The organism is Humibacillus xanthopallidus (assembly GCF_006717145.1).
Taxonomy (GTDB): Bacteria; Actinomycetota; Actinomycetes; order Actinomycetales; family Dermatophilaceae; genus Humibacillus; species Humibacillus xanthopallidus.
In genome coordinates this window covers 464,129-486,094 of the sequence record NZ_VFQF01000003.1, presented here as the reverse complement: position 1 = coordinate 486,094, position 21,966 = coordinate 464,129, and the positions used below count along the sequence as shown (strand labels likewise).

Genomic DNA, 21,966 nt, shown 5'->3' with positions numbered 1-21,966 from the left:
ATACCTCTGTCTGTGGACCGTCGAAAGGCCACTCCGTGCCGCTCTCGGCCGGTCGAGAGGCCAAACGTTGTCGGGCGCGGTGGCCTCTCGACCGGCGCGAGGCGACGAACTTTGGCCTCTCGACCGGCGCGACGCGACGAACTTTGGCCTCTCGACGGAGAGAAGGGGTGGGGCCTGGGGGGGTAGCGGTCGGGCTACTTGACCTCGGAGCGCGTGAGGCGCCACATGCCGACGGTCAGCGGCAGGACGACCCACACGGCGACCGAGGTGCCGAGGTGCGCCCACTGCGCACCCGTCAGCGAGCCCTCGAAGAGCGGCTGCATCGTCTGGTTCATGTCGAGCCAGACCGCTGCGTCACCCAGCCACGAGACCATCGAGCCGAGGATCGACCAGGCGGTCGGCAGGATGTAGAAGAGCACGATCGCGGCGGGAGTGTTCTTCAGGAGCATGCCGAAGCCGAGGCCCTGCGCGATGCCGAGCAGCACGTAGCCGCCGGCGCCGAGCAGCACGAGCCCGTCCATCGTCCAGTCGGGCGTGATGCCGCGGAAGGTGACCGCGCCCTGGTGGGCGATGCCCGCGAGCACGAGCGAGGTCGCGAACGCCGCGACGCCGACGAGCAGTGCCGCAACGGTCTTGGCCCAGCCGACCCGGGCGCGGCGCGGCTCGAGACCGAACGTCACGAGCCCGGTGCGCTGCGACCACTCCGAGGTGACGGCGAGGATGCCGACGACGGGCAGGATGAGGGCCATCGGCATCGTCGTGGCCTGGAGGTACTCCCCGAAGGAGTGCTGGCCACCCTCGTTGAAGAACATGATCGTCAGCGCGACGGCGATGACCGCGCCGATGCCGATGAGCAGCCAGCGGCCGGCGCGGGTGTCGAGCATCTTGCGCAGCTCGACGTGGATGAGCCGGCCGAAGGGCACCCCGGTCGTCGGGCGCGGGCCGTCGATCCGGCTCGGCACCGCGGCGACGGTCGGCAGGGCCGACTCGGCGGACTTCGAGAGCACGACGGGCGCCGCGCCTCCAGCAGGGGTGGTCGTGCTGGTCGTGGTCGGTGCGGTGGTCATGCCGCCACCTCCTCTCGGGCGGCGTCGGCCGTGAGGTCGAGGAACATCTCCTCGAGACCCCGGCTGCCGCCACCGCGCAGCTCGGTCAGGACGATCTGGTGGGCCACGGCGACGCGGCCGACGGCGATGGGCTCGGCCTCGACCTGCAGGCCGCCGGTTGCCGTGCGCTGCGCGACGATCGACTCGCCCGCGAGGGCGGCCATGAGCGCGTCGTCGTCGGTCGAGCGGGTGAAGGTGCCGGCGCCGGCGAGCAGCTCGTCCTTGGTGCCCTGGGCGACGATCTTGCCGTGGCCGATGACGACGATCTCGTCGGCGACGCGCTCGATCTCGTTGAGCAGGTGCGAGCTGAGCAGCACGGTGCCGCCTTCGTTCGCGTAGCCGCGGAGCAGGTCGCGCATCCAGCGGATGCCGGCCGGGTCGAGGCCGTTGGCCGGCTCGTCGAGGATGAGCACCTCGGGGTCGCCGAGCAGGGCGTGGGCGATGCCGAGCCGCTGGCGCATGCCGAGGGAGTAGTTGCGGACCCGGCGGTTCGCCTCCTTCTCGGTGAGGCCGACGAGGTCGACCATCTCGTCGACGCGCTGCCGGCCTACGCCCATGAGAATGGCGCCGAGGGTCAGCACCTCGCGGCCCGTGCGGCCTGCGTGCTGCGCGGAGGCGTCGAGCAGGAGCCCGACGTGGCGGCCCGGGTTCGGCAGGGCGGCATACGGCTTGCCGAGCACGGTCGCCGTGCCGGAGGTCGCGGGGGTGAGGCCCGACATGATCCGCATCGCGGTCGTCTTGCCGGCACCGTTGGGCCCGAGGAAGCCGGTGACGAGCCCGGCCTTCGCCTCGAACGAGACGTCGTCGACGGCCGTGAACGGGCCGTATCTCTTCGTGAGTCGCTCCACAGTGATCATGGGAGACACCCTCCCGTCCGGCAGGGGTCGCGCACATCCGTCATGAGCCTGATTCCGACCCCTACCTCGGTCGCTCCCGACCCTGACCTCAGTCGGGGTCGCGACCCTGAGTCACCGACTTCCGGCGTATGCCGTCCGGGCCCGTCCCGCGCCTACGCTGGGCGGGTGCCACTCCCTCGCGTCGCCCGCACCTCCGGGGGTCACGTCTGGGGCGAGACGTGGCGGCTGCTCGTCGCCTTCGTCTTCGGGCTCGCGGTCTGGGCCGCGGTGCAGGCGCAGCTCGACTACCGCGGAGCCGATCCGGCCTTCGGCAAGAACTGGCTGCTCGTCGACCTCGCGCTCGGCGTGGCCTCGACGGTGCTGCTGCTGTGGCGGCGCCGCTGGCCGCTGGCCGTCGCCGTCATCACCGCTGCCGTCTCGGGCATCTCGTCGGTCAGCGTCGGCGCCTCCGCGGTCGCGCTGGTCTCGCTCGCGACCCGGCGGAGGTGGCGCGAGCTCGCGATCGTCGCCGTGCCGTGGACGCTCGCCGGCATCTCGCACGCCCTCGTCTATCCGACCGAGGGCGTCGCGGTGACGCTGCCCAACATCGTCATCGGCGTCCTCAGCTTCGCGGTCAGCGTCGCCATCGGCTGGGCGATCGGCGAACGCCGGGCCTTCGTCGCGTCGCTGCACGAGCGCGCCCTCACGGCCGAGCGGGAGCAGTCGATGCGGGTCGTGCAGGCGCAGCTCGGCGAGCGGGCCCGGATCGCGCGCGAGATGCACGACGTCCTCGCCCACCGGATCTCGCTCGTCGCGATGCACTCGGGCGCGCTCGCCTACCGCACCGACCTGTCGCCGCAGGAGGTGCGCGACACGGCCGAGATCGTGCGCGACAGCGCCAACCGTGCGCTCACCGAGCTGCGCGCGGTGCTCGGGGTGCTGCGTGACGTGCCGGGTCCCGAGAGCGGGGCGGTCGGTGGTGTCGGAACAGGTGCGGCTGGCGCGGTTGGTGCCGACTCAGCCGACCGCCAAGCCGTCAGGCAGCTCCCGGAGCCGCCGCAGCCGACCCTGCGCGACCTCGACATCCTTGTGGCAGAGGCGACTTCGGCGGGCGCCCTCGTCGCCCTCGAGCGCTCCGGCGACGTGGCCGAGGTTCCGGACGCCGTCTCGCGCAGCGCCTACCGCATCGTGCAGGAGTGCCTGACCAACGCCCGCAAGCACGCTCCCGGAGCTCGCGCCCTCGTCCGCATCGATGTCGACGCCGACCATGGGCGCCGCGACCACGACGGGCGGCGCGCGGTCCTCGTGACGGTGCGCAACGGCATACCGCCTCGGGGCGAGAGCGAGCCCGCGCCTCCGGGGGCCGGCCTCGGGCTCATCGGGCTCACCGAGCGAGCGGTGCTCGGTGGCGGCGAGCTGACCTACGGCCGCGACCGGCGCGGCGACTTCCTCGTGTCGGCGCGGCTACCGTGGGCGTCGTGAGCGACGGGGGCAGGACGGACGGGGCCGCGCCGCCCACGCGCGTGCTGCTCGTCGACGACGACGCCCTCGTGCGGGCGGGCCTGCGGATGATCCTCGGTGGCGCGGCGGACCTTGCCGTCGTCGCCGAGGCAGGCGACGGCATCGAGGCGGAGGTGGCGGTGGCCCAGCACCGTCCGGACGTCGTGCTCATGGACATCCGGATGCCGCGCCGTGACGGGCTCGAGGCGACGCGGCGGCTGCTCGCCGAGCCGGCCCGCAGCGCTCGCGACGTCGAGCTCCGGGTCGTCGTGCTGACGACCTTCGAGGCCGACGACATGGTGGTCCAGGCGCTGCGCGCCGGGGCCCACGGCTTCCTGCTCAAGGACACCGAGCCGAGCCGGCTCGTCGAGGCCGTGCGCCTCGTCGCGGCCGGCCAGCCGATCCTCTCGCCGAGCGTCACCGCCACGCTCATGGCCCACGTCGCCTCCGGCGGGGACGCGAACCCCGGCGACGAGCGACGCGCCGCCGCGCGGAGGCTGCTCGACGATCTCACCGACCGCGAGCGCGACGTCGCCCTGGCCGTGGGCCGAGGCCTGTCGAACGCCGAGATCTCCCGAGAGCTCTATCTCTCCGTGCCGACCGTCAAGGCCCACGTCTCGCGGATCCTCGACAAGCTGGGCTCCGACAACCGCGTGCAGATCGCCATCGTCGTGCATGATGCCGCCCCCCGCTGACCTCCGCAGCGGGCGAGAGGGCAATTAGTTATTGGCCCCAAGTTCCTTGCGTCTCAACGGGCGACGACGCTGAAGGCTTGGCAGGATCGACATCTCCGACACGTATGACTACGCCAGGAGAACTCACATGAACCCATCCATCCGCTCAGCCCTGACCAGACGCGCCGTGCTCGCCGCCGGCGTCGCGGCCGTGCCGCTGCTGGCCAGCCGACCCGCCTCGGCAGCGGGCACCTTCCCCGACCCGGGGCCGGACGTGCCGACCCAGGCCACGCTCGGCTACGCCGACATGATCCGTGAGCTGCGGCGCATCGAGCGCAGCTCACGCTTCGGTGTGCAGGTGACGACCCTGCGCGAGCTCAGCATCACTCCCGGTGTCTCCGAGGCCGGGCGCGATCTCTACGTCGCGACCGTGGGCACGGGGCCGAAGCACGTCTGGCTGCAGGGCCGCATCCACGGCAACGAGCCCTACGGTGTCGACACCCTCCTCACCCTGCTCTCGACGGTCGGCTCGAACGGTGCTGCCGGCTACCGCGCGATCCGCGAGGCGCTCACCCTCCACGTCATCCCGATGTACAACCCCGACGGCACGGAGCTGAACATCCGTCACACCGTGCTCCAGGACGGCACCGAGCGCCGCATAGACCTCAACCGCGACTGGGCGCCGACGGCCTTCGCGGCCAAGGAGTCGGTGTCCTGGTACACCTACTGGACGCGGGTGAAGCCGGCGTTCGGTCTCGACATCCACCACCAGGGCCTCAAGACCGATGCCGCCGGAGACGCCGTCACGATGTCGCTCGGCATCTCGCTCGCACCCAGCGGCCCGACCCTGCCGACGGTGCTCGGCGGCCTCTACGACCGGCAGACCCGGCAGGCGCAGGGGCTGGTCTACAGCTCGCTCCAGCGCTACGGCTTCGTGTCGGTCGACCGCTACCAGGTCGGCACCTACGAGATCGACATCAAGGGCGGCGTCTCGTCGGCCGTCATGATCGGGCTCAACTGGAACGGGCTCAACCCGACCGGCCACTCCCACCCGATGGTCTTCTTCGAGACCTCGGGCAACACGAGCGCCGGCAGCATCGGGCAGAAGGCGCGGGGCAAGGCGATCCGCCAGAACGTCATCGGCGCGAGCGAGCTGCTGCAGGGGCTCGCCACGGGCTCGGTGTGGAACACCGACCGGATGATCTGGCACGAGCAGATCCCGCACGTCGACTACACGGGCTACTTCAGCGACAACAACGTGGTCGTCACCCCGTGGCCGACGCGTCCGCCGCTCTGACGCACCACCGCTGACCCGCTCCTCGGTTCGATGTATCTGCGCGGGGTATGGCCCGCGCAGATACATCGAGCGGGAGTGGTGTCGAAGCAGCGGCGTCCGGCTGGTGCGGGCTAGGGAGTGGCCTCGAGGTTGGTGCGCAGGCTCTCGAGCACCGGCCAGCAGGGCACCGGCAGCTTGACGACCTGCCTGGCGCCACCGCCGCGGGCCGTCCACTCCGTCGTCAGCACCCGGTTCTTGCCCCGGTCGATGGTGTAGTCGGCCGTGTGCACCTCGCCCTGCAGGCTGACGGCGAGCGTGCCGTCGGCGGACACCGACAGCGACTCGACCTCGGGCGTCTTGAACGGGGCGGGGAAGTCGTGGTAGATCCACGCGGGAGTGCGCGACCTCTGCTGCCGGCACCTGATCATCGACGCATGGGTCGCGCAGGCGATGCCTCCCTTGCCGAAGACCCAGACGTAGTAGGGGTCGAGGGCCACCCCGGTGTAGGTGCGCCAGTTCTGTGGTCCGTCCACCTCGGCCCACGAGTTCCACGCCACGACGTGCAGGACGTTGCGGTCCCGGACGCCGCCGTAGGCGATCGGCGTGTTCTGGGCGGTCAGGGCGGGGCCCGGAGGGTCGGCAGCAGCGTCCGTCAGGGCCTGGGCATCCGGGTCGCCCGGCAGCGGCGCCGCAGGGAGGTAGAGCGAGCGCACCGTCGTGGCACCGGCGAGGCGCGGCTCGGTGTCGACGCGCACGCCCTTCCCGTCCTTGTCGACGGTGTAGTAGTTGAGGTACTGCGCCGGCCCGGACTCCTCGACGGACAACGAGACGAGCGTCTGCGGGCTCACCCCCACCTCCATCCCGATCGTGCCCTCGTTGAACGCCATGGCGGACAGGTCGGTGAACGTCTCGCCGCGGCCGTCTCGCACGATGATGACGGTCGTGCCGTCGGAGATGTTGCCGGTCGTTGCGTCGAGGACATGGCGCTGGATGCTGTCCCCACCCTCGGCGAGGGCGAGCAGCTCGTACCTCGGCGCGAAGGAGTCGCGCTGCGAGCGCGGCACATGGACCGACAGGGCGCGCAGCCACGCCGTGTTCTTCTTGTAGTCCCACGACAGGGAGCCGTTCGTGCCGTCGCCCCGGGCGACGTAGAGGACGAGCCTGCCCGTCCAGGTGTCGAGGCGCGCGTAGGTGCCGCGCTCCTTCGCGACGGGTCGAAGCGCGCGCACCATCGACAGGACCTGGGCGTTGTCGGGGCCCCAGGACTCGCGCAGACCCTCCATGAGGGCCTTGAGCTGGATCAGGGCCTCGTGGCACTTGCGCCGCGGCTCCTTCGGGAGGGAGCTTGCCGTGTTGCCGTCCCGGGTCTCGGCCAGCAGCCGGTCGAGGGTTACCGGGTCGGCGAGACAGCCGAGCATCGTGTTGGCCGTGAGGAGGTCGGCGTAGGTGCGGCACCAGATCCCGAGCACCTCGGGCCAGCCGTCCTTGCGCTGGTTCTCGACCCGGGTCAGGTAGGCCGCCACCTTCTTGTGCTCGAAGACCGGCACGACGAGCTTGGCCTGGTTGGTCTCGAGACCCCAGCCCAACGCATACATCGCGACGATGAAGTCGTCGGCCTCGGCCTCGGTCGTCAGGGGCATTGCGAGGATCTCCGGGATGCCGCGGTGCAGGACGGTGCGCGAACGCACCTTGGCCGTGCTCGACGAGAGCGTGGCCCCGGCATAGGGAGTGCTCAGCGTCAGGCCCGTGTCGCCCTGCACGGAGAGGATCTTGTAGGTCGTTCCAGTGGCGTCGGCGTCGAACGTCAGCCACTGGCCTGCCTGGACCCCGCTCGTGAACGCCGTGCCCGTGCCGGTCACGCTCGTCGACCCCGACGTCAGCGCGACTGTGCCCGCGACGGCCGCCGGGTCGCTCATCCGGTGCTCGCCGCCGGCCTTGCGGTTGAGGCCGTCGGTGTAGACGGCGACGCTCGAGCCGAACGCCGTGATCCGCTCGATCTCGTTCTCGCTCTGGACGTGGTCGAGCATCTCCTTGATCTTGTCGGTGACCGACGGCTGCTTCGGCGCGAAGTAGCTGAGGATCTGGCCGACGACGGAGAAGAGGGCACCGACGAGGGCGCCCGCGGGGCCGCTTGCGGAGGCGAGGCTGGCGAGGACCGGGATGATGCCGGCGCAGATGTCCATCAGCGCCGCCGAACCGGAGATGTAGTCGCCCTTCCTGAAGGCGTCGGACGCCGCCATCGCCCCCTTGACGATGGTCGGCAACGCCTTGGCGATCGCCTCACCCGCGTCCTTGCTGTACTTCGAGGACTTCGCGTCGGCAGCAGCGGTCTGATAGTCGGTGCGGACCTTTTCGATCTTGGTCCTCAGCTCGGTCTGGGCGACGGGGTCGCTCGCGAGCTCCTTCTCGAACTGCGACAGGAGCAGGTCGAGGTTGGCGTTGACCTGCTCCTCCTGGGGTGTGGGCATGCTCTGACGACCCTCTCTGTCGGGCGGTCACGCCGTCACGCCGTACTGTCGGACCTCCCGGACATCCGACCCCGCACCGGTCATTTCACCGCTTGGCCGACATTGCTCCCACTTCTGCCACTCGTCAACCCTCGATCCGCGCCTCCTCACGGCGGGTCGGGGACCTGGGCGGGCGGGGACTCGTGTGAAAACCGGTTGAGACGAGACCGGCCGCCGCCCTAGCCTGCGTGACGTGGACCAGTCCTGAGCCGTCGCCCCCTGCCGCTTCGACACCTCTCAGGACATCCATGCCCTCCACCCTCAGCGTCAGCGACCTCAGCGTCGCCTTCGGCGCCCGCTCGCTCTTCACCGGCCTCGACCTGACCCTCTCCGACGGGGACGTCACCGCCGTCGTCGGCCCCAACGGCTCGGGCAAGTCGACGTTGATGCGCACCATCGTCGGCGACCTCGCGGCCGAGACGGGCACGATCCGGCTCGCCCCGCGCGACGCCACCGTCGCCTGGCTGCCCCAGGTGCTGCCCGACCCCACCGAGACGCTCCTCGCCTATGCTCGCCGCCGCACCGGCGTCGACGCGGCTGATCGCGAGCTCGAATCCGCTTCTGCCGCAATCGCTTCCGGTATGCCGGGTGCTGACGACTGCTACGCCGCTGCCCTCGAGCGGTGGCTCGCGCTCGGTGCGGCCGACCTCGACGAGCGCCTGCCCGAGGTGGCCGCGCGGGTCGGCCTCGTCGTCGACCGGGACCGGCCGCTCGGCACCCTTTCAGGTGGTCAGGCGGCTCGTGCCAACCTCGTCAGCGTGCTGCTCAGCCACTACGACGTGCTCCTCCTCGACGAGCCGACCAACGACCTCGACGCGCGCGGCCTCGAGCTCATGGCCGACTTCGTGCGATCGCACGACGGCCCGGTGCTCATCGCCAGCCACGACCGCGCCTTCCTCGACGCGGTCGCGACGAGCGTCATCGAGCTCGACCTCACCCAGCAGCGCATCGGCCACTACACGGGCGGGTGGAGCGACTACGTCGCACAGCGGGCGCTCGACCGCGCCCACGCCTGGGAGGCCTACGAGGGGTATGCCGCCGAGCGCGACTCGCTGCTCGCCCAGTCGCGGCGACGCCAGGACTGGGCGGCGAAGGGCCGGCGCAACGTCGCGATGGGCAAGGAGCCCGACAAGCACATCCGCGAGAAGCACAAGGCGCGAGCCGACCGTCAGGCGGCCAAGGGCGCACGCCTCGAGCGTGCGGCCGAGCGGCTCGACTCCGTCGACGCGCCGCGCAAGGAGTGGCAGCTGCGCTACACGATCACCGAGGGGCGGCCCTCGTCCGAGGTCGTGGCGACGCTCGTCGACGCCGTCGTCGAGCGGCCGGACTTCCGGCTGGGGCCGGTGACGCTCGCCGTCGGACGGGGTGACCGCATCGCCGTCGTCGGAGACAACGGCAGCGGCAAGACGACGCTGCTCGCCGCCCTCCTCGGCGAGCTGCCCCTCACCTCCGGGCGTCAGTCCCTGGGCAGCCGCGTCTCGGTCGGGGTCGTCGACCAGCACCGACGCCTGCTCGACTCGGACGACCCGGTGCTCGATGTCGTGCGGCGCGAGCTCGGGGCAGCACCCCGGACCGGCCGCGAGTGGCCGATCGCCGAGGTGCGCACCCTGCTCGCGAAGTTCGGGCTCGGGTCAGAGCACGTCGCCCGCCCGGCCCGCAGCCTGTCGATGGGCGAGCGCACCCGGGCGCTCATGGCCCTCTTCCAGGGCCGCGAGGTAAACCTGCTCGTGCTCGACGAGCCGACCAACCACCTGGACGTCGCCGCAATCGAGCAGCTCGAGGCCGCCGTGGCGGCCTTCGGGGGGACGGTGCTCGTCGTCAGTCACGACGCGAACCTGCGAGACGGCATACGGCTCACCCACGTGTGGTCGGTCGACCGGGGGCAGGTGACGGTGCAGGTGCTGTGACGCTCTCGTCCGTCTCAGCCGACGGGCTCGACGCGGCGGCCTCCTGCTGCGCACGGTCGACGCGGTAGTCGAACCAGACCCGGTTGACGAGGGCCGAGATCGTCGTCAGGTGACCGAGCAGGAGCAGCCACACGAGGATCACAGCGGCGACACCGAGCGAGCCGTAGAGCTGTGACGAGTGCTCGAAGCGGGCCGGCAGGTAGAAGCGGCCCACGAGCTGCATGACCGAGAGCCCGAGCCCGAAGAAGACGGACCCGGGGAGGAGGTCGGTCCACGACTCGCGCCGGTCGGGCAGCCGCAGCGAGATCAGGAGCCACACGACCGTGCTCAGCGTGACCTGGGTGAGGAAGGTCGCCACGATGCCGACGGGGAGGATGTCAAGGGTCGAGGCGAGGCCGAAGGCGAAGAACAGGATGATCCAGGCCCCGGCGAAGATGAGCGACGAGATGATGACGTGACGCTGCGACTGGCGGGGGGTGGGCGCGTCCCAGATGTGCGCGGTCGCCTGGATGAGGTTGCGCATCAGGGTGCGCGTGGTCCAGAGGAAGCCGCCGAGGCCGACGGCGACGGCCACCCACCATGACTGGCCACCGTCCTGGAGTGCGGCGACGATCTGCTGGCGTGCGACAGCCGTGACCCCTGTGGTCTTCTGGGCACGCTCGGCCATGGAGGGGAAGCTGCGGCCGATGCCCGTGAGCAGGCCGGCCGCGAGCAGCGCCAGGGGCATGAGCCAGAGGAAGGTGCGGAAGGCGATCGCGCTGGCGAGCAGCATCCCCTGGCGCGCGACATACGTCGTGAGCGCGACGATCGGCAGGGCGTAGACGGGGTCGCGGCGGGCCAGCTCGCGGTAGCGTGCCGCAGCATCCTCGGCGCGCGCCCGCATGTGGTCGATGCGGTCGGCCCACCCGTGCGGCGGCGTCGCGGGGTGCGCGTCGCCCTCGTCGACGGGGTGGGTGCCCATGCATCGAGCCTCCCACGGGTGCCGCTGCTCTCGGGCGCACTCCGGCGGATCGGCGTATGCCGCGTGCGTCACCTTCCGGCGCGGCCCGATCTGCGCCACGCTGTGGCCATGCCTGCAACGACGGTCGTCCTCTTCGGTGCCACCGGTGACCTTGCCAAGCGCAAGCTGCTCCCCGGCATGCTGCACCTGCACGAGTCACAGCTCATCGAGGGGTTGCGGGTCGTGGCCACCTCGCTCGACGACCTGAGCCGTGACGAGTTCCTCGAGCTCGTCTTCGCCTCGGTGCGCGAGCACAGCAGCCACAACGTCAGTGACGACGACCTGCGCGAGTTCGCCGCCCGGATCCACTGGGTGCCCGGAAGTGCTGGGCCGCAAGGGATTCGCGCCGCCGTCGACGAGTCCGAGGCGATCCTCGGCGCGGACGCGTGGCGGCTGCACTACCTCTCGGTGCCGCCCAAGGCTGCGCTCGCCGTCGTGCACCAGCTCGGTGAGGCCGGGCTCGTCGAGCGCAGCCGCATCATCATGGAGAAGCCCTTCGGCACCGACCTCGCGAGCGCCAAGGCGCTCAACGCCGAGCTGCACCAGGTCTTCGCAGAGGAGCAGATCTTCCGCATCGACCACTTCCTCGGCAAGGAGGCGGCACAGAACATCCTCGCCTTCCGCTTCGCCAACGGCCTCTTCGAGCCGATCTGGCACCGCAACCACATCGACCACATCCAGATCGACGTGCCCGAGACGCTCGGGCTCGCGCAGCGGGCCGACTTCTACGAGAGCACCGGCGCCTACCGCGACATGGTCGTCACCCACCTCTTCCAGGTGCTCGCCTTCACCGCGATGGAGCCGCCGACCGCCCTCGAGCCGGCGGCGATCAGCGAGGAGAAGAACAAGGTCTTCCGCTCGATGTCGCCGATCCAGCCGCACGACGTCGTGCGCGGACAGTACGTCGGCTACCGCGACGAGCCGGGGGTCAAGCCCGAGAGCCAGACCGAGACCTTCGTCGCCCTCAAGTGCTTCGTCGACAACTGGCGCTGGGCCGGGGTGCCGTTCTACCTGCGCACGGGCAAGCGGCTCGCGGAAGGCGCGCGGATCATCTCGATCGCCTTCAAGGAGCCGCCCCGCTCGATGTTCCCGGCCGGCTCCGGGGTGGGCGACAACGGCCCCGACCACCTGACCTTCGACCTCGCCGACAAGGCGCGCATGTCGCTCTCCTTCTACGGCAAGCGGCCCGGCCCCGGCATGAAGCTCGACAAGCTCTCGATGCAGTTCTCCATGCAGGAGACGAACTGGGCGGGAGCGGTGCTCGAGGCCTATGAGCGGCTCATCTACGACGCCTCGCGCGGCGACCGGACCCTCTTCACCTCGGCCGACGGCATCGAGCGCCTCTGGGAGATCTCACAGCCGCTGCTCGACAACCCGCCGACCGTGCGGCCCTATGACGCCGGCACGTGGGGCCCGAACCAGATCCACCAGCTCGTCGCGCCCTTCACGTGGCGGCTGCCCTTCGAGCGGCGCTGGCGCAACCCCAACGACTACGGCTCCTGACCGCCCGAGGGCAGGGTGCCGCCGGCGGGCGGGGTGCCGCCGGCGGGCGGGGTGCCGCCGGCGGGCGGGGTGTTCCCGCCCGGGTTGGAGTTCGGGTTGGCGTTCGGGTCGGCGCTGGCCGCGAGTGCGGCCCGCAGCTCGCGGCGTGCGGTGTCGATGGCCGCGCGACGGGCCCGGAAGTCGTCGGGCGTCGAGTCCGGTCCGGCAGCCGTGTCGGCGCTGACCGCCTCGACGAGCCGGGCCAGCCGGTCGCGCAGAGCGGCCGCCGACGCGCGCCTCGCCTCGTCGGGGGCGCTGCCCTCGAGGGCCAGCAGTGACTCGTCGATCGCCAGCAGCCTCGGGCCCGCGGCCGTCCACACCTGGGTGGCCTCGGTGGCTGTCGGCATCGCGAGCACCTGGGTGACGAGCGACTCCTCGACCCAGGTCGCCTCACGCCGGCTCTCGGCGAGCTTCGCATCCCACTCGTCGAGCACCCGCTGCGCCTCACGGCGGCGCAGGAACAGCCAGACGAGGCCGGCTGCGGCGAGCAGGAGCAGCAGCAGCCACGGCCACCACGTCGTCGACTCGGTGGAGGTGGGGGTGGTCTCGGGCGCAGCCTCGGCCGGAGCCGTCGACGACGTCGTCTCCGATGGTGTCTCAGTAGGAGTCTGCGTCACGGTCTGCGTGACCGTCTCGGTCGGGGTCGGCTCGACCGTGGCGGTCTGGGTCTCGGTGGCCGTCTGGGTGACGGTCTGCGTCTCGGTGACGGTCGGCGTCGCCTCGGGCGTCTTGCTCGGCGTGGGCGCCTCGCTCTTCGTCGGGGACTCGCTCTGCGTCGGTGTCGCCTCGGGGGTCTCTGCCTCCGAGGGGCTCGAGGCCTCCGACCGCGTCGGCAGCGTCAGGCTCGGGAGCGTGGTCGGCACGTTGATGCTGGGCAGCGATGTCGGCAGCGTGATGCCGCCGCCCCCGCCGCAGGCCGTCAACCCCATGAGGGCGAGCAGCAGGGCGAGCAGGATCACCGGTCGACGTCGCATGCGTGATTGTGGGCCCAAGGCGACCCCCTGCGACTTCACCCCGCACGGGTGAAGTGCGTTCGCGGATCGGACTGCACCATGCAGGGACGCCCTGCGGGGCTCGTGGGCGCAACCCGACATCTCGCCCATACACTCCGGGGAGGTGCTCGTGGCGCGATACGCGCCGACCCTGCTGACGCAGACGATCGGCCAGCCGGCCATGCGCCGTGAGGTCGATGTCATGGGTCTGACCGTGTGCCTGGCGCTGCTCGGCGCCCTCATCGCGGGCAGCGACCACGAGCCGCACTCGAAGTTCGACCTCATCGTCATCGTCTGGGTGACGACCGTGGGGCTGGTCCTCACCCACGCCTTCGCCCTCATGCTCGCCGTCTGGCTCGTCAAGGACCCGACCTACACGATCAAGCCGGCGCTGCTGCTCGGCTTCCAGCTCGCGATGGCCTCACTCATCGCGCTCACGGCGACGGTCGTCGCCCTGCTGGCCTCGAGCGACTACGACCGGCTCGGGGCCCGGATGAGCGCCGCGGTCTTTCTCGGTCTCCTCGTCGGCATCGAGCTGCGCGCCCACGGATCCAGCCCTGCCCGGTCGCTCGCCTGGGGCCTCATCTCGATGGCGGCGGCCGTCGGGCTTGCCACAGCCAAGTGGGTGGTCGGTTCATGAGTGAGCCCACCGCCACCGACACGGGTTGGCGCGCCACCGGCCCGTATGCCGCGGGCGCCGCGCTCGGGGGTCTCGTCGGCGCCGGCGTCGTGGTGACGGTCACGACGGTCATCAAGGAGCTGCTCGCGGTCGTCTCGCGCCAGGACGCCTGGGTCGTCATCGCCGTGCCGGTGCTCGGCATCGCTGCGGCGACGTTCGTCCTCCACGTCATCGGTCGCGGCGACCCCGTGCAGACCCTGACGGACCGCCCAGTGGCCCCTCGTCCCAGCCGGCGTGCCCGACGGCGGTGGCCGCGCTACCTGCGAATCCCCTTGTCGTGGCGCCGGTTCCCGTCGGACGTCGCCCGCGCCGACCTCACGGGTGACGTCGTGCTGTCCGCTGGCGTGGAGGAGCGCTTCCCGTGGCGGCAGGCCCCGCTCCGCGCGCTCGCGATCGTCATCACGGTGGGCAGCGGTGCACCGATGGGCACCGAGGCGCCGGCCGCGCACCTCGGGGTCGCCACCGGCGCCTGGCTCGGCCAGCTCCGCCCGGGCATGCGGCGACTCCTGCGCGGCGCTGCCGTCGCCGGTGGGGCTGCCGGGGTCTCGGCCCTCATGGGCGTCGCCCTCGTCGGCACGGCCTTCATCCTCGAGCTCGGCCGTCGCCGGCGCGTGCCGCTCAGCCCCGGGCGAGTCGTCGCCGCGCTCCTCGGTGGCGTCATCGGGTGGGCCGTCAACATCACCCTCGGCCTCGACCTCATCCGTCTCATCACGCCCACGGTGGCTCCCGACGACTGGCTGCAGGTGCTCCGGGCGAGCCTCTATGTCGGTGTCATCGCGGGCGCCCTGACGTCGGTCACGGGCTGGGCCATCTATCGCGTGCGGGGCTGGAGCGCCGGCCCGACCCGGCGGCTCGTCGTCGGCGCCGGGGCCATGCTCCTCGCCACCGTGACCCTGCTCCTCGTCGCAGACCAGCGCTCGGCCGTCGGGCCCGGCGGCGGGGCGATCCTCTGGGCCGAGAGCCCCGCCGGGCTTGCCGCGCCTGCAGGTCTGCTGCTGCTCGTCGCCGGGCTGAGGGCGGCTGCGACGACGGCCGCGGTGGCCGCCGGAGGGTGCGGCGGCGTCTTCGTGCCGTTCCTCGCCATCGGCGACCTCGCCGGCCGGTCCTTCGCACCCCACCTTGGCATCTCCGGCGACCTCGCGGGAGCGTCGGGTGCCGCCTCCGGCATCGCGGGCGGCTACCGCCTGCCGTGGACCGCCGTCGCCATGGTCATCGGCATCGGCGGACCGGCCCTCGCAGTGACGACGAGTCTCGCGTGCGTCCTCGTCGCGACCTTCGCAGGCATCGCCACGAGCCTCGGGCTCGACCGCCTGACCCGGGCCGCCTCCCGCAGGCGCGAGGAGGCCACCGCCGTGGTCGCCTCGACACCGTCCTGAGCCGCCGGCCGGCGCGGTCAGGTCAGCCGAGCTGCCACGTCGGGTCGCACGAGAGCTCCACGTTGATCCACGTCGTGTAGGCCGGCGACCGCAGCCGGGCGCCCAGGGCGGTTCGCAGCCGGTCGATGTCGGAGACGTCCCACGTGCCTGCCTCCACGAGGTGGTCGACCTCGACGTAGAGCCGGCCGCCGGTCTTCGTCATGCGGATGACCGGCTCGGGCAGGCCCATGCCGGCACAGACCTCGACGACGGCCGCGCGGGCCGGCGCCTCGATCTCCTCCGGCGGACGCATGTCCAGCAGCTCGCGCAGCATCGTCTGCACGAGCCGAACCGGGCTGGGCAGGACGATGAGCGAAACGACGATGACGAGCACCGGGTCGACGTAGGCGGCCGCGGTCTGCTTGAGGTCGCCGGCCGGCAGGAGGGCCACGAAGGCGAAGCCCGACAGGATCGCGAAGGAGAGGATCGTCGCGATGCGCCACCCGAGCACCTCGGCTGCGACGAGCTCGCTCGTGCCCTCGTGGCGACGCAGCCACAGCGTGACGCCGAGGCACAGGCAGGCGGCGATGACGGCATACAGCAGCGCGGAGCCCGTCTCGACGCTGTCGCCGCCCGCGAGCAGCACCGTCACGGCGTCGGCGACCGCGTAGGCGGTGAAGCCGAGCCGGGCGAGGCCCTGCCCACCGATGGCGAGGGGCAGCATCGCCTGCCGGCCGTAGGGGAAGGCGTGGGACGCGCCCGACGCCGCGGCCCGCGCGGCCGCGAGGGACAGGCCGCTCATGAGCAGCCCGATGCCGGCGGAGACCCCGTCGAAGAGGATGACGCGCGAGCCCGACGCGAGCCCCCAGACGACGGCCAGCACCGCCGACACACCGCCCGCGACCACCGACACCCGCAGCGCGCGGAAGGCCGCCTCCCGGGTGGCATCACTCGTCATGCGTCCTCCGTCCGCGCCATCCGATCATGGCTGCGGCACGGGCACGGGGCATCACCCCGCTCGGGTGAGGCCCGCGTCGGTGACGTCGCCTACTCCCCCGGGTAGGTGACACCGACCTGGCGACGCACCTCGTCCATCGTCTCCATGACGCGCACCGTCGTGGAGTGCGGCAGGAGCGACGACTCACGCTCGCCCGCGACGAGGCAGCGCGCGAACTCCGCTGCCTCATAAGAGAATCCGCGCACATCCTCGGGCATGCCCGCAGGGTGCTCGTCGAGAACCTCGTTGGTGCGGCTGACGAGACGGATGCCCGAGCCCGCCCCGTAGAACGTGCCACTCAGCTCGAGGCGGCCCTCGGTGCCCGCGACGACGGCGGTGCAGGGAGTGACGGCAGCCATCGTGCACGAGAGCACGCCGTGGGCCCCGCCGGCCCCGGTCACCGTGATCGTCGTCGTCGCGTCGACCCCGAGCTCGGTCAGCGTGCCGGTGGCAGCGACGTGGGCGGGGGCGCCGAGCACCATGTCGGCGAAGGACACGGGGTAGACCCCGAGGTCGAGCAGGGCGCCCCCGGCGAGGTCGGGCTGCGCCAGCCGCGCCGGGCCGTCGGGATAGAGACGCTGACCGTGGTCGGCGAAGACGGCGACGACGTCACCGATGAGCCCCGTCTCGACGACGTGCCGCACGACGTCGTAGTGCGGGAGGAAGCGGCTCCACATCGCCTCCATGACGAGCAGCCCGCGAGCCTCCGCGGCGAGGATGACCTGCCGCGCCTCGGCCGCGCTGCGCGCGAAGGCCTTCTCGACGAGCACCGGCTTGCCCGCCTCGATCGCGAGCAGGGCGTGGTCACGGTGCTCCGAGTGGGGCGACGCGACATAGACGGCGTCGACCTCGTCGTCGGCGACGAGCTCCTCGTAGCTGCCGTATGCCGTGGGGATCGCGAACTCGTCGGCGAAGTCCCGCGCCCGCTCGCTGCTGCGCGAACCGACCGCGACGACCTGCGACGCCGTGCCGACCGCGACAGCCTCGGCGAAGGTGTGGGCGATGCCCCCGGGGGCGATGATGCCCCAGCGGATCGCCGGGGCGTCGTGGGGGTCAGGAGTGCGCGGCTGCGGCAGCTGGAGAGGAACCTCGATCGGTAGCGTCATGCCCTCACGTCCCAGAGATGGTGGCGGATGTCGTGGATGAAGTAGAGCGCGAGCGTGCGCGCAGTGAAGCGAGATCCGTTGCTGCGCAAGGCTGGCCACTCCCACTCGTCCCCCACTGGGCGGGCGTATGCCGCCGCAGCCGCCTCGAACGCGGCGGCGAGCTCGCGCTGGACGTCCGTCGGGTCCGAGCGCCAGTAGTGGCCCTCGACCGCCGTCGCGTCCTGGTCCCAGTTGGCGAACTGGACGAGCTCGCCTCCGCCGTCGAGGATCTGCTCGAGGCGGTGACGCATGACGTCGCACACGTCGCGGACGTGGCAGCAGTACTCGAGAGGCGACCACACCCCGGCCGACGGGCGAGTGTGGGCGTCGGGCTCGGCCAGCCGGACGGCATACCGGCTCGCGGCGTCACGCAGGACGGCGGGGACGTCGTCGACGGCGAGCGCGGAGGCGTCGAAGCCGCAGTCGACACACGGCCTCGACAGCACCCACGTCCAGTCGGCATCGTCGGGCGTGGACGGGCCGGGATCGACGGCGTCGCCGGCGGGCAGGTCGGTCATGCGCCCAGCGTAGGGGTGGCCGGCAGCGGCCGGGGACCGGCGATTCCGGGTGTCGGGCATGCTGGCGATACCGTGCACTCGTGCTCAGTGACTACCTGCCGTGGATCGTCGTCGGGGCCGTGGTGCTGGCGCTGGTCATCGGCGGCGTCGTCATGAGCCGCGTCGCCCCTGACGTGACTGCTCCGCTGCGCCGACGGCGCCCTCGACCGCACCGCGGCCACTTCCGCTCCGAGGAGCAGGAGACCCCGGTTCGGCGGGCGGCCGTCATCATCAACCCGACGAAGTTCACCGACCTCGGGCCGGTCCGCGAGCGGATCACCACGACCTGCCGCGCGAACGGATGGGGTGAGCCGCTCTTCCTCGAGACCACCGCCGAGGACCCCGGCCCGGGGCAGGCCGCTGCTGCCCTGCGTGACGGCGTCGACCTCGTGTGCACCCTCGGCGGTGACGGCACGGTGCGAGGCGTCGCGAGCGTCCTCGTCGGCACCGAGATGCCGCTCGGCATCCTGCCTGCGGGCACCGGCAACCTCCTGGCGCGCAACCTCGACCTCCCCGTCGGCCTCGAGGCGGCGCTGACGGTGGCGCTCACCGGCCGCAACCGGCGCATCGACGTCGGCGAGCTGCGCATAGGGCCGCTCGAGCCCGTTGCGGGGGATGAGCGCGGCGAGCACGATGCCGCGGGTGCTGTGGGTGCTGCGGGTCCTACGGGTGCTGTGGACGCCGCGGAGGGCGAGCCGGCCGGCTGGCAGGCGCCGCAGACCCACTACTTCCTCGTCATGAGCGGCGTCGGCATGGACGCGGCGATCATGGCGGGCACCAACGAGAACCTCAAGAACAAGGTCGGCTGGCCGGCCTACCTCGTCTCGGGAGCCAAGCACCTCATCTCGCCGGAGTTCCGGGTCAAGGTGCGCGTCGACGACGAGCCGGAGTTCCGGCGGCGCTCGCGGATGGTCGTCATCGGCAACTGCGGGCGGCTGCTCGGCGGCCTCGTCCTCATGCCGAGCGCGCTCGTCGACGACGGGCACCTCGACGCCGTCATCGCCTCTCCTCGGGGACTCGTCGGCTGGGTGCCGGTCGCGACCCGCGTCGCGACCCGGCGACGCAAGGGTCACCCGACGCTCGACCACAAGGTCTGCACGGAGATCCGCGTCGTCGTCGACCGCCCGGTGCCGGTGCAGGTCGACGGCGACGTGCTGGGCGAGGCGACCGAGGTGACGGCCGTCGTGCGGCCCGCCTCTCTGACGGTGCGCGTCGGCCTGACCTGAGCACCCCCGGACGCGACGCGCCCCACCTCCCCCGGCGGGAGGTGGGGCGCGCGTTCCCGTCTCCGGGTCAGCGGGCGCCGAGGGCGTGCTCGACGGCCAGCTGGTTGAGCGCGACGAAGGCGTAGCCGGCCTCGGCCACGGCTTCGACGTCGAAGTCCTCGAAGGTCGACGGGTCGGCGAGCAGGTCGGAGAGCTTCTCGCCGTCGCCGAGGGTCGGCACCGCGAGCTCCGTGACGCGGCTCGCCTCGAACGCGGCCTGCACCTCCGGGTCGGCGCGGTAGGCCGCGGCGCGCTCCTTGAGGACGATGTAGGTGCTCATGTTGGCGGCAGCCGACACCCACACCCCGTCGACGTCCTCGGTGCGGGACGGCTTGTAGTCGAAGTGACGCGGGCCGTCGTAGCGCGGTCCGCCGTTGACGAAGCCGTTCTCGACGAGGTCGACGGTGAAGAAGGCGGAGAGCAGGTCGCCGTGGCCGAAGACGAGGTCCTGGTCGTACTTGATCGAGCGCTGTCCGTTGAGGTCGATGTGGAAGAGCTTGCCGGCCCACAGCGCCTGCGCGATGCCCGAGGTGTAGTTGAGCCCGGCCATCTGCTCGTGCCCGACCTCGGGGTTGAGGCCGACGATGTCGCCGTGCTCGAGCTCGGCGATGAAGCCGAGGGCGTGACCGACGGTCGGCAGGAGGATGTCGCCGCGGGGCTCGTTGGGCTTGGGCTCGATGGCGATCCGCAGGTCGTAGCCCTGGTCCTTGATGTAACCCGCGACGGTGTCGATGCCCTCGCGGTAGCGGTCGAGGGCGGCGTTGATGTCCTTGGCGCCGTCGTACTCCGCCCCCTCGCGACCGCCCCACATGACGAAGGTCTCGGCCCCGAGCTCGGCGGCGAGGTCGACGTTGCGGATCACCTTGCGCAGGCCGTAGCGCCGCACGTCGCGGTTGTTGGACGTGAACGCGCCGTCCTTGAAGATCGGGTGGCTGAACGTGTTGGTCGTGACCATCTCGCAGACGACGCCGGTGTCGTCGAGCGCCTTGCGGAAGTCGGCGATGATCCGGTCGCGGTCGGCGTCGCTGCTGCCGAAGGGCACGAGGTCGTCGTCGTGGAAGGTCACGCCCCAGGCGCCGAGGTCGGCGAGGCGGCGCACGGACTCGACCGGGTCGAGGTGCGGCCGTGACGCGTCACCGAACTGGTCGCGCGCCTCCCAGCCGACGGTCCAGAGACCGAAAGAGAACTTGTCGTCAGGGGTCGGCGTACGGACCATGGGGCTCCTCCTCGAGCGAACGGCATACCGAGTCTCGGTATTTGTATGTTGAACAAACATATTACGTCGGAGGGGGTAGGGTCAACGGGTGAGCGAGACCGAAGCCGCCGCGCGAGGCGGTGCGGTCGTGACCCGGGGTCAACCCGGGCGCGTGGTCCCCGGCGTCCGGTCCGGCCGGCTGGACCGCGTCGGCCGCACGGCCCGCGGCGGCGCCCAGCAGGCGAGCCTGCGTGAGCACAACCTCTCGCTCGTGCTGCGCGCCATCGTCGAGGCCGCTCCGACGACCCGAGCGCGCCTCGCGAGCGGGCTCGGGGTCACCCGGGCCACGGCATCCGACCTCGTCGACCGTCTCATCGACGCCCGGCTGGTCGACGAGCTGACACCCGAGCTGCGGTCGGGTGCCGGCCGCCCCGGCATGCTGCTCGCGCCCGCAGCGCGCACGGTCGTCGGGCTCGGCCTCGAGGTGCAGGTCGACCACCTCGCCGTGCGCGCGACCGACCTCACGGGCGCCCTCGTCGCCGAGGCGAGGCGCGACGGCGACTTCCGCGCCAGCACGCCGGCGACGGTGCTGCGCCAGGTGGCGCGGCTCGCGGCGCCGATCGTCGAGGGGCTCTCCGGGTCGGTCGCCATCGCCGGTGCGTGCGTCTCCGTCCCGGCGCTGCTGCGGCACGGGAGCGGGGTCGTCCAGCTCGCGCCGAACCTCGGCTGGCATGACGTCGACGTGCTCGGCGAGCTTGCCAGACATGCTGCGCTGCAAGGGTTTCCGCTGATGCTCGGCAACGATGCCGATCTGGCGTCACGTGCCGAGGTGCAAGCCCGCGCGGCTGCGGAGCGCACGAGCCGCGATGCCCAGAGCTTCCTCTACCTCGCCGGTGAGGTCGGCATCGGCGGCGCCATCGTCATCGCCGGCGAGCTGGCCCGCGGCCAGCACGGCTGGTCCGGCGAGATCGGGCACGCCGTCATCGATCGCGACGGCCCGCCGTGCGGCTGCGGCGCCCACGGCTGCCTCGAGCAGTATGCCGGCTGCGACGTCGTCATGCGCGGCGCCGGGCTGCCGCTCGACACCCCCGTCGAGGCACTCCTGGAGGCGGCCTCGCGACCCGGGCAGGCTCGAGCTGCACTGGAGTCGGCCGCCGACGCGATCGGAGTCGCAGTCGCGACGACCCTCAACCTCGTCGACGTCGGCCGCGTCGTGCTCGGCGGCATCTATGCCCGCCTCTTCGAGCACCTGAAGGAGGGCATCCTCACCCAGGTCGGTGAGCGGGTGCTCGCCGCGCGCTGGTCGCCGGTCGAGATCGGCCCAGCCACCGCGGGCCCGGGCGCGTCGCTCGCCGGCGCCGGACTGCGGGTGCTCGACGACGTCGTCGCCCACCCGTCGGAGTGGATCGCCGGGCACTGACCGGAGCCGTAGG

At 71.9% G+C, this 21,966-nt stretch carries 18 protein-coding genes; 9 read left to right on the top strand and 9 right to left on the bottom strand.

Annotation, left to right across the window (positions count from 1 at the left end; genetic code table 11):
* Nucleotides 1-194: 194 nt before the first annotated feature.
* Nucleotides 195-1,067 (bottom strand): ABC transporter permease, encoded by an 873-nt coding sequence (locus FHX52_RS20225; RefSeq protein WP_141824172.1) that lies wholly within the window; start codon nt 1,065-1,067, stop codon nt 195-197.
* The gene (locus tag FHX52_RS20220) at nt 1,064-1,963 is read right to left on the bottom strand and encodes an ABC transporter ATP-binding protein (protein WP_185747405.1); all 900 of its coding nucleotides are present in this window, start codon (nt 1,961-1,963) and stop codon (nt 1,064-1,066) included. The genes FHX52_RS20225 and FHX52_RS20220 overlap by 4 nt, the downstream gene beginning before the upstream one ends.
* Before the next feature lie 165 nt (nt 1,964-2,128).
* Here FHX52_RS20220 and FHX52_RS20215 point away from each other — a divergent pair, with 165 nt between their 5' ends.
* From FHX52_RS20215 to FHX52_RS20205, 3 genes are all read left to right on the top strand, one after another.
* Complete coding sequence (locus FHX52_RS20215) at nt 2,129-3,424, top strand: sensor histidine kinase (RefSeq protein ID WP_221630671.1); 1,296 nt, start codon at nt 2,129-2,131, stop codon at nt 3,422-3,424.
* A complete protein-coding gene (locus FHX52_RS20210) occupies nt 3,421-4,137 on the top strand; it encodes a response regulator (RefSeq protein ID WP_246070291.1) in 717 nt (238 codons plus the stop codon). Before FHX52_RS20215 ends, FHX52_RS20210 begins: the two co-directional genes overlap by 4 nt.
* A gap of 127 nt (nt 4,138-4,264) precedes the next feature.
* On the top strand, nt 4,265-5,413 hold the full coding sequence (locus FHX52_RS20205) for a M14 family zinc carboxypeptidase (protein WP_141824169.1): 1,149 nt from the start codon (nt 4,265-4,267) through the stop codon (nt 5,411-5,413).
* A 110-nt stretch (nt 5,414-5,523) separates the two neighbouring features.
* Here the strand turns inward: FHX52_RS20205 and FHX52_RS20200 are convergent, their stop codons facing one another.
* Nucleotides 5,524-7,860 (bottom strand): hypothetical protein, encoded by a 2,337-nt coding sequence (locus FHX52_RS20200; protein WP_141824168.1) that lies wholly within the window; start codon nt 7,858-7,860, stop codon nt 5,524-5,526.
* Nucleotides 7,861-8,147: 287 nt separating this feature from the next.
* Between FHX52_RS20200 and FHX52_RS20195 the strand changes: the two genes are divergently transcribed.
* The gene (locus tag FHX52_RS20195; RefSeq protein ID WP_141824167.1) at nt 8,148-9,806 is read left to right on the top strand and encodes an ABC-F family ATP-binding cassette domain-containing protein; all 1,659 of its coding nucleotides are present in this window, start codon (nt 8,148-8,150) and stop codon (nt 9,804-9,806) included.
* Here the strand turns inward: FHX52_RS20195 and FHX52_RS20190 are convergent.
* Entirely contained in the window at nt 9,754-10,767 is a 1,014-nt protein-coding gene (locus FHX52_RS20190; RefSeq protein WP_141824166.1) for a YihY/virulence factor BrkB family protein, read from the bottom strand. The two genes, FHX52_RS20195 and FHX52_RS20190, sit on opposite strands and share 53 nt — an antisense overlap.
* 108 nt (nt 10,768-10,875) lie before the next feature.
* On the opposite strand from FHX52_RS20190, the gene zwf reads away from it, so the two are divergent.
* Nucleotides 10,876-12,309: a glucose-6-phosphate dehydrogenase gene (zwf, locus tag FHX52_RS20185; protein WP_141824165.1), complete on the top strand. Its 1,434-nt coding sequence runs from the start codon at nt 10,876-10,878 to the stop codon at nt 12,307-12,309.
* Here the strand turns inward: zwf and FHX52_RS20180 are convergent.
* Nucleotides 12,297-13,322, bottom strand: a complete 1,026-nt coding sequence (locus FHX52_RS20180; protein ID WP_141824164.1) for a hypothetical protein — start codon at nt 13,320-13,322, stop codon at nt 12,297-12,299. The two genes, zwf and FHX52_RS20180, sit on opposite strands and share 13 nt — an antisense overlap.
* A 142-nt stretch (nt 13,323-13,464) precedes the next feature.
* Between FHX52_RS20180 and FHX52_RS20175 the strand changes: the two genes are divergently transcribed.
* Nucleotides 13,465-13,980 (top strand): hypothetical protein, encoded by a 516-nt coding sequence (locus tag FHX52_RS20175; protein WP_185747404.1) that lies wholly within the window; start codon nt 13,465-13,467, stop codon nt 13,978-13,980.
* Entirely contained in the window at nt 13,977-15,395 is a 1,419-nt protein-coding gene (locus FHX52_RS20170; protein ID WP_141824162.1) for a chloride channel protein, read from the top strand. Before FHX52_RS20175 ends, FHX52_RS20170 begins: the two co-directional genes overlap by 4 nt.
* Nucleotides 15,396-15,417: 22 nt before the next feature.
* On the opposite strand, the gene FHX52_RS20165 is transcribed toward FHX52_RS20170, so the two are convergent.
* The 3 genes from FHX52_RS20165 to FHX52_RS20155 form a co-directional block, all read right to left on the bottom strand.
* The gene (locus FHX52_RS20165) at nt 15,418-16,332 is read right to left on the bottom strand and encodes a cation efflux transmembrane domain-containing protein (protein ID WP_141824161.1); all 915 of its coding nucleotides are present in this window, start codon (nt 16,330-16,332) and stop codon (nt 15,418-15,420) included.
* An 89-nt stretch (nt 16,333-16,421) separates the two neighbouring features.
* Nucleotides 16,422-17,477, bottom strand: a complete 1,056-nt coding sequence (locus FHX52_RS20160; RefSeq protein ID WP_141824160.1) for a Gfo/Idh/MocA family protein — start codon at nt 17,475-17,477, stop codon at nt 16,422-16,424.
* Complete coding sequence (locus tag FHX52_RS20155; RefSeq protein WP_141824159.1) at nt 17,474-18,034, bottom strand: DinB family protein; 561 nt, start codon at nt 18,032-18,034, stop codon at nt 17,474-17,476. The genes FHX52_RS20160 and FHX52_RS20155 overlap by 4 nt, the downstream gene beginning before the upstream one ends.
* 80 nt (nt 18,035-18,114) lie before the next feature.
* Between FHX52_RS20155 and FHX52_RS20150 the strand changes: the two genes are divergently transcribed.
* Entirely contained in the window at nt 18,115-19,299 is a 1,185-nt protein-coding gene (locus FHX52_RS20150; RefSeq protein WP_141824158.1) for a diacylglycerol/lipid kinase family protein, read from the top strand.
* Nucleotides 19,300-19,366: 67 nt separating this feature from the next.
* Here FHX52_RS20150 and xylA read toward each other — a convergent pair whose 3' ends face one another.
* Entirely contained in the window at nt 19,367-20,554 is a 1,188-nt protein-coding gene (gene xylA / locus FHX52_RS20145) for a xylose isomerase (RefSeq protein ID WP_141824157.1), read from the bottom strand.
* 88 nt (nt 20,555-20,642) lie between these two features.
* On the opposite strand from xylA, the gene FHX52_RS20140 reads away from it, so the two are divergent.
* Nucleotides 20,643-21,953 carry an ROK family transcriptional regulator gene (locus FHX52_RS20140; RefSeq protein WP_141824156.1) on the top strand — a complete coding sequence of 437 codons (1,311 nt, stop codon included), beginning with the start codon at nt 20,643-20,645 and terminating at the stop codon, nt 21,951-21,953.
* The last annotated feature ends 13 nt before the right edge of the window (nt 21,954-21,966 follow it).

What these genes read in the sequence shown, in the direction of transcription:
- FHX52_RS20205 (WP_141824169.1), top strand. Translation starts at nt 4,265, where the DNA reads ATGAACCCATCCATCCGCTCAGCCCTGACCAGACGCGCCGTGCTCGCC.
- FHX52_RS20195 (WP_141824167.1), top strand. Translation starts at nt 8,148, where the DNA reads ATGCCCTCCACCCTCAGCGTCAGCGACCTCAGCGTCGCCTTCGGCGCC.
- FHX52_RS20180 (WP_141824164.1), bottom strand. Translation starts at nt 13,322, where the DNA reads ATGCGACGTCGACCGGTGATCCTGCTCGCCCTGCTGCTCGCCCTCATG.
- FHX52_RS20190 (WP_141824166.1), bottom strand. Translation starts at nt 10,767, where the DNA reads ATGGGCACCCACCCCGTCGACGAGGGCGACGCGCACCCCGCGACGCCG.
- FHX52_RS20170 (WP_141824162.1), top strand. Translation starts at nt 13,977, where the DNA reads ATGAGTGAGCCCACCGCCACCGACACGGGTTGGCGCGCCACCGGCCCG.
- FHX52_RS20160 (WP_141824160.1), bottom strand. Translation starts at nt 17,477, where the DNA reads ATGACGCTACCGATCGAGGTTCCTCTCCAGCTGCCGCAGCCGCGCACT.
- FHX52_RS20200 (WP_141824168.1), bottom strand. Translation starts at nt 7,860, where the DNA reads ATGCCCACACCCCAGGAGGAGCAGGTCAACGCCAACCTCGACCTGCTC.
- zwf (WP_141824165.1), top strand. Translation starts at nt 10,876, where the DNA reads ATGCCTGCAACGACGGTCGTCCTCTTCGGTGCCACCGGTGACCTTGCC.
- xylA (WP_141824157.1), bottom strand. Translation starts at nt 20,554, where the DNA reads ATGGTCCGTACGCCGACCCCTGACGACAAGTTCTCTTTCGGTCTCTGG.
- FHX52_RS20220 (WP_185747405.1), bottom strand. Translation starts at nt 1,963, where the DNA reads ATGATCACTGTGGAGCGACTCACGAAGAGATACGGCCCGTTCACGGCC.
- FHX52_RS20165 (WP_141824161.1), bottom strand. Translation starts at nt 16,332, where the DNA reads ATGACGAGTGATGCCACCCGGGAGGCGGCCTTCCGCGCGCTGCGGGTG.
- FHX52_RS20155 (WP_141824159.1), bottom strand. Translation starts at nt 18,034, where the DNA reads ATGACCGACCTGCCCGCCGGCGACGCCGTCGATCCCGGCCCGTCCACG.
- FHX52_RS20225 (WP_141824172.1), bottom strand. Translation starts at nt 1,067, where the DNA reads ATGACCACCGCACCGACCACGACCAGCACGACCACCCCTGCTGGAGGC.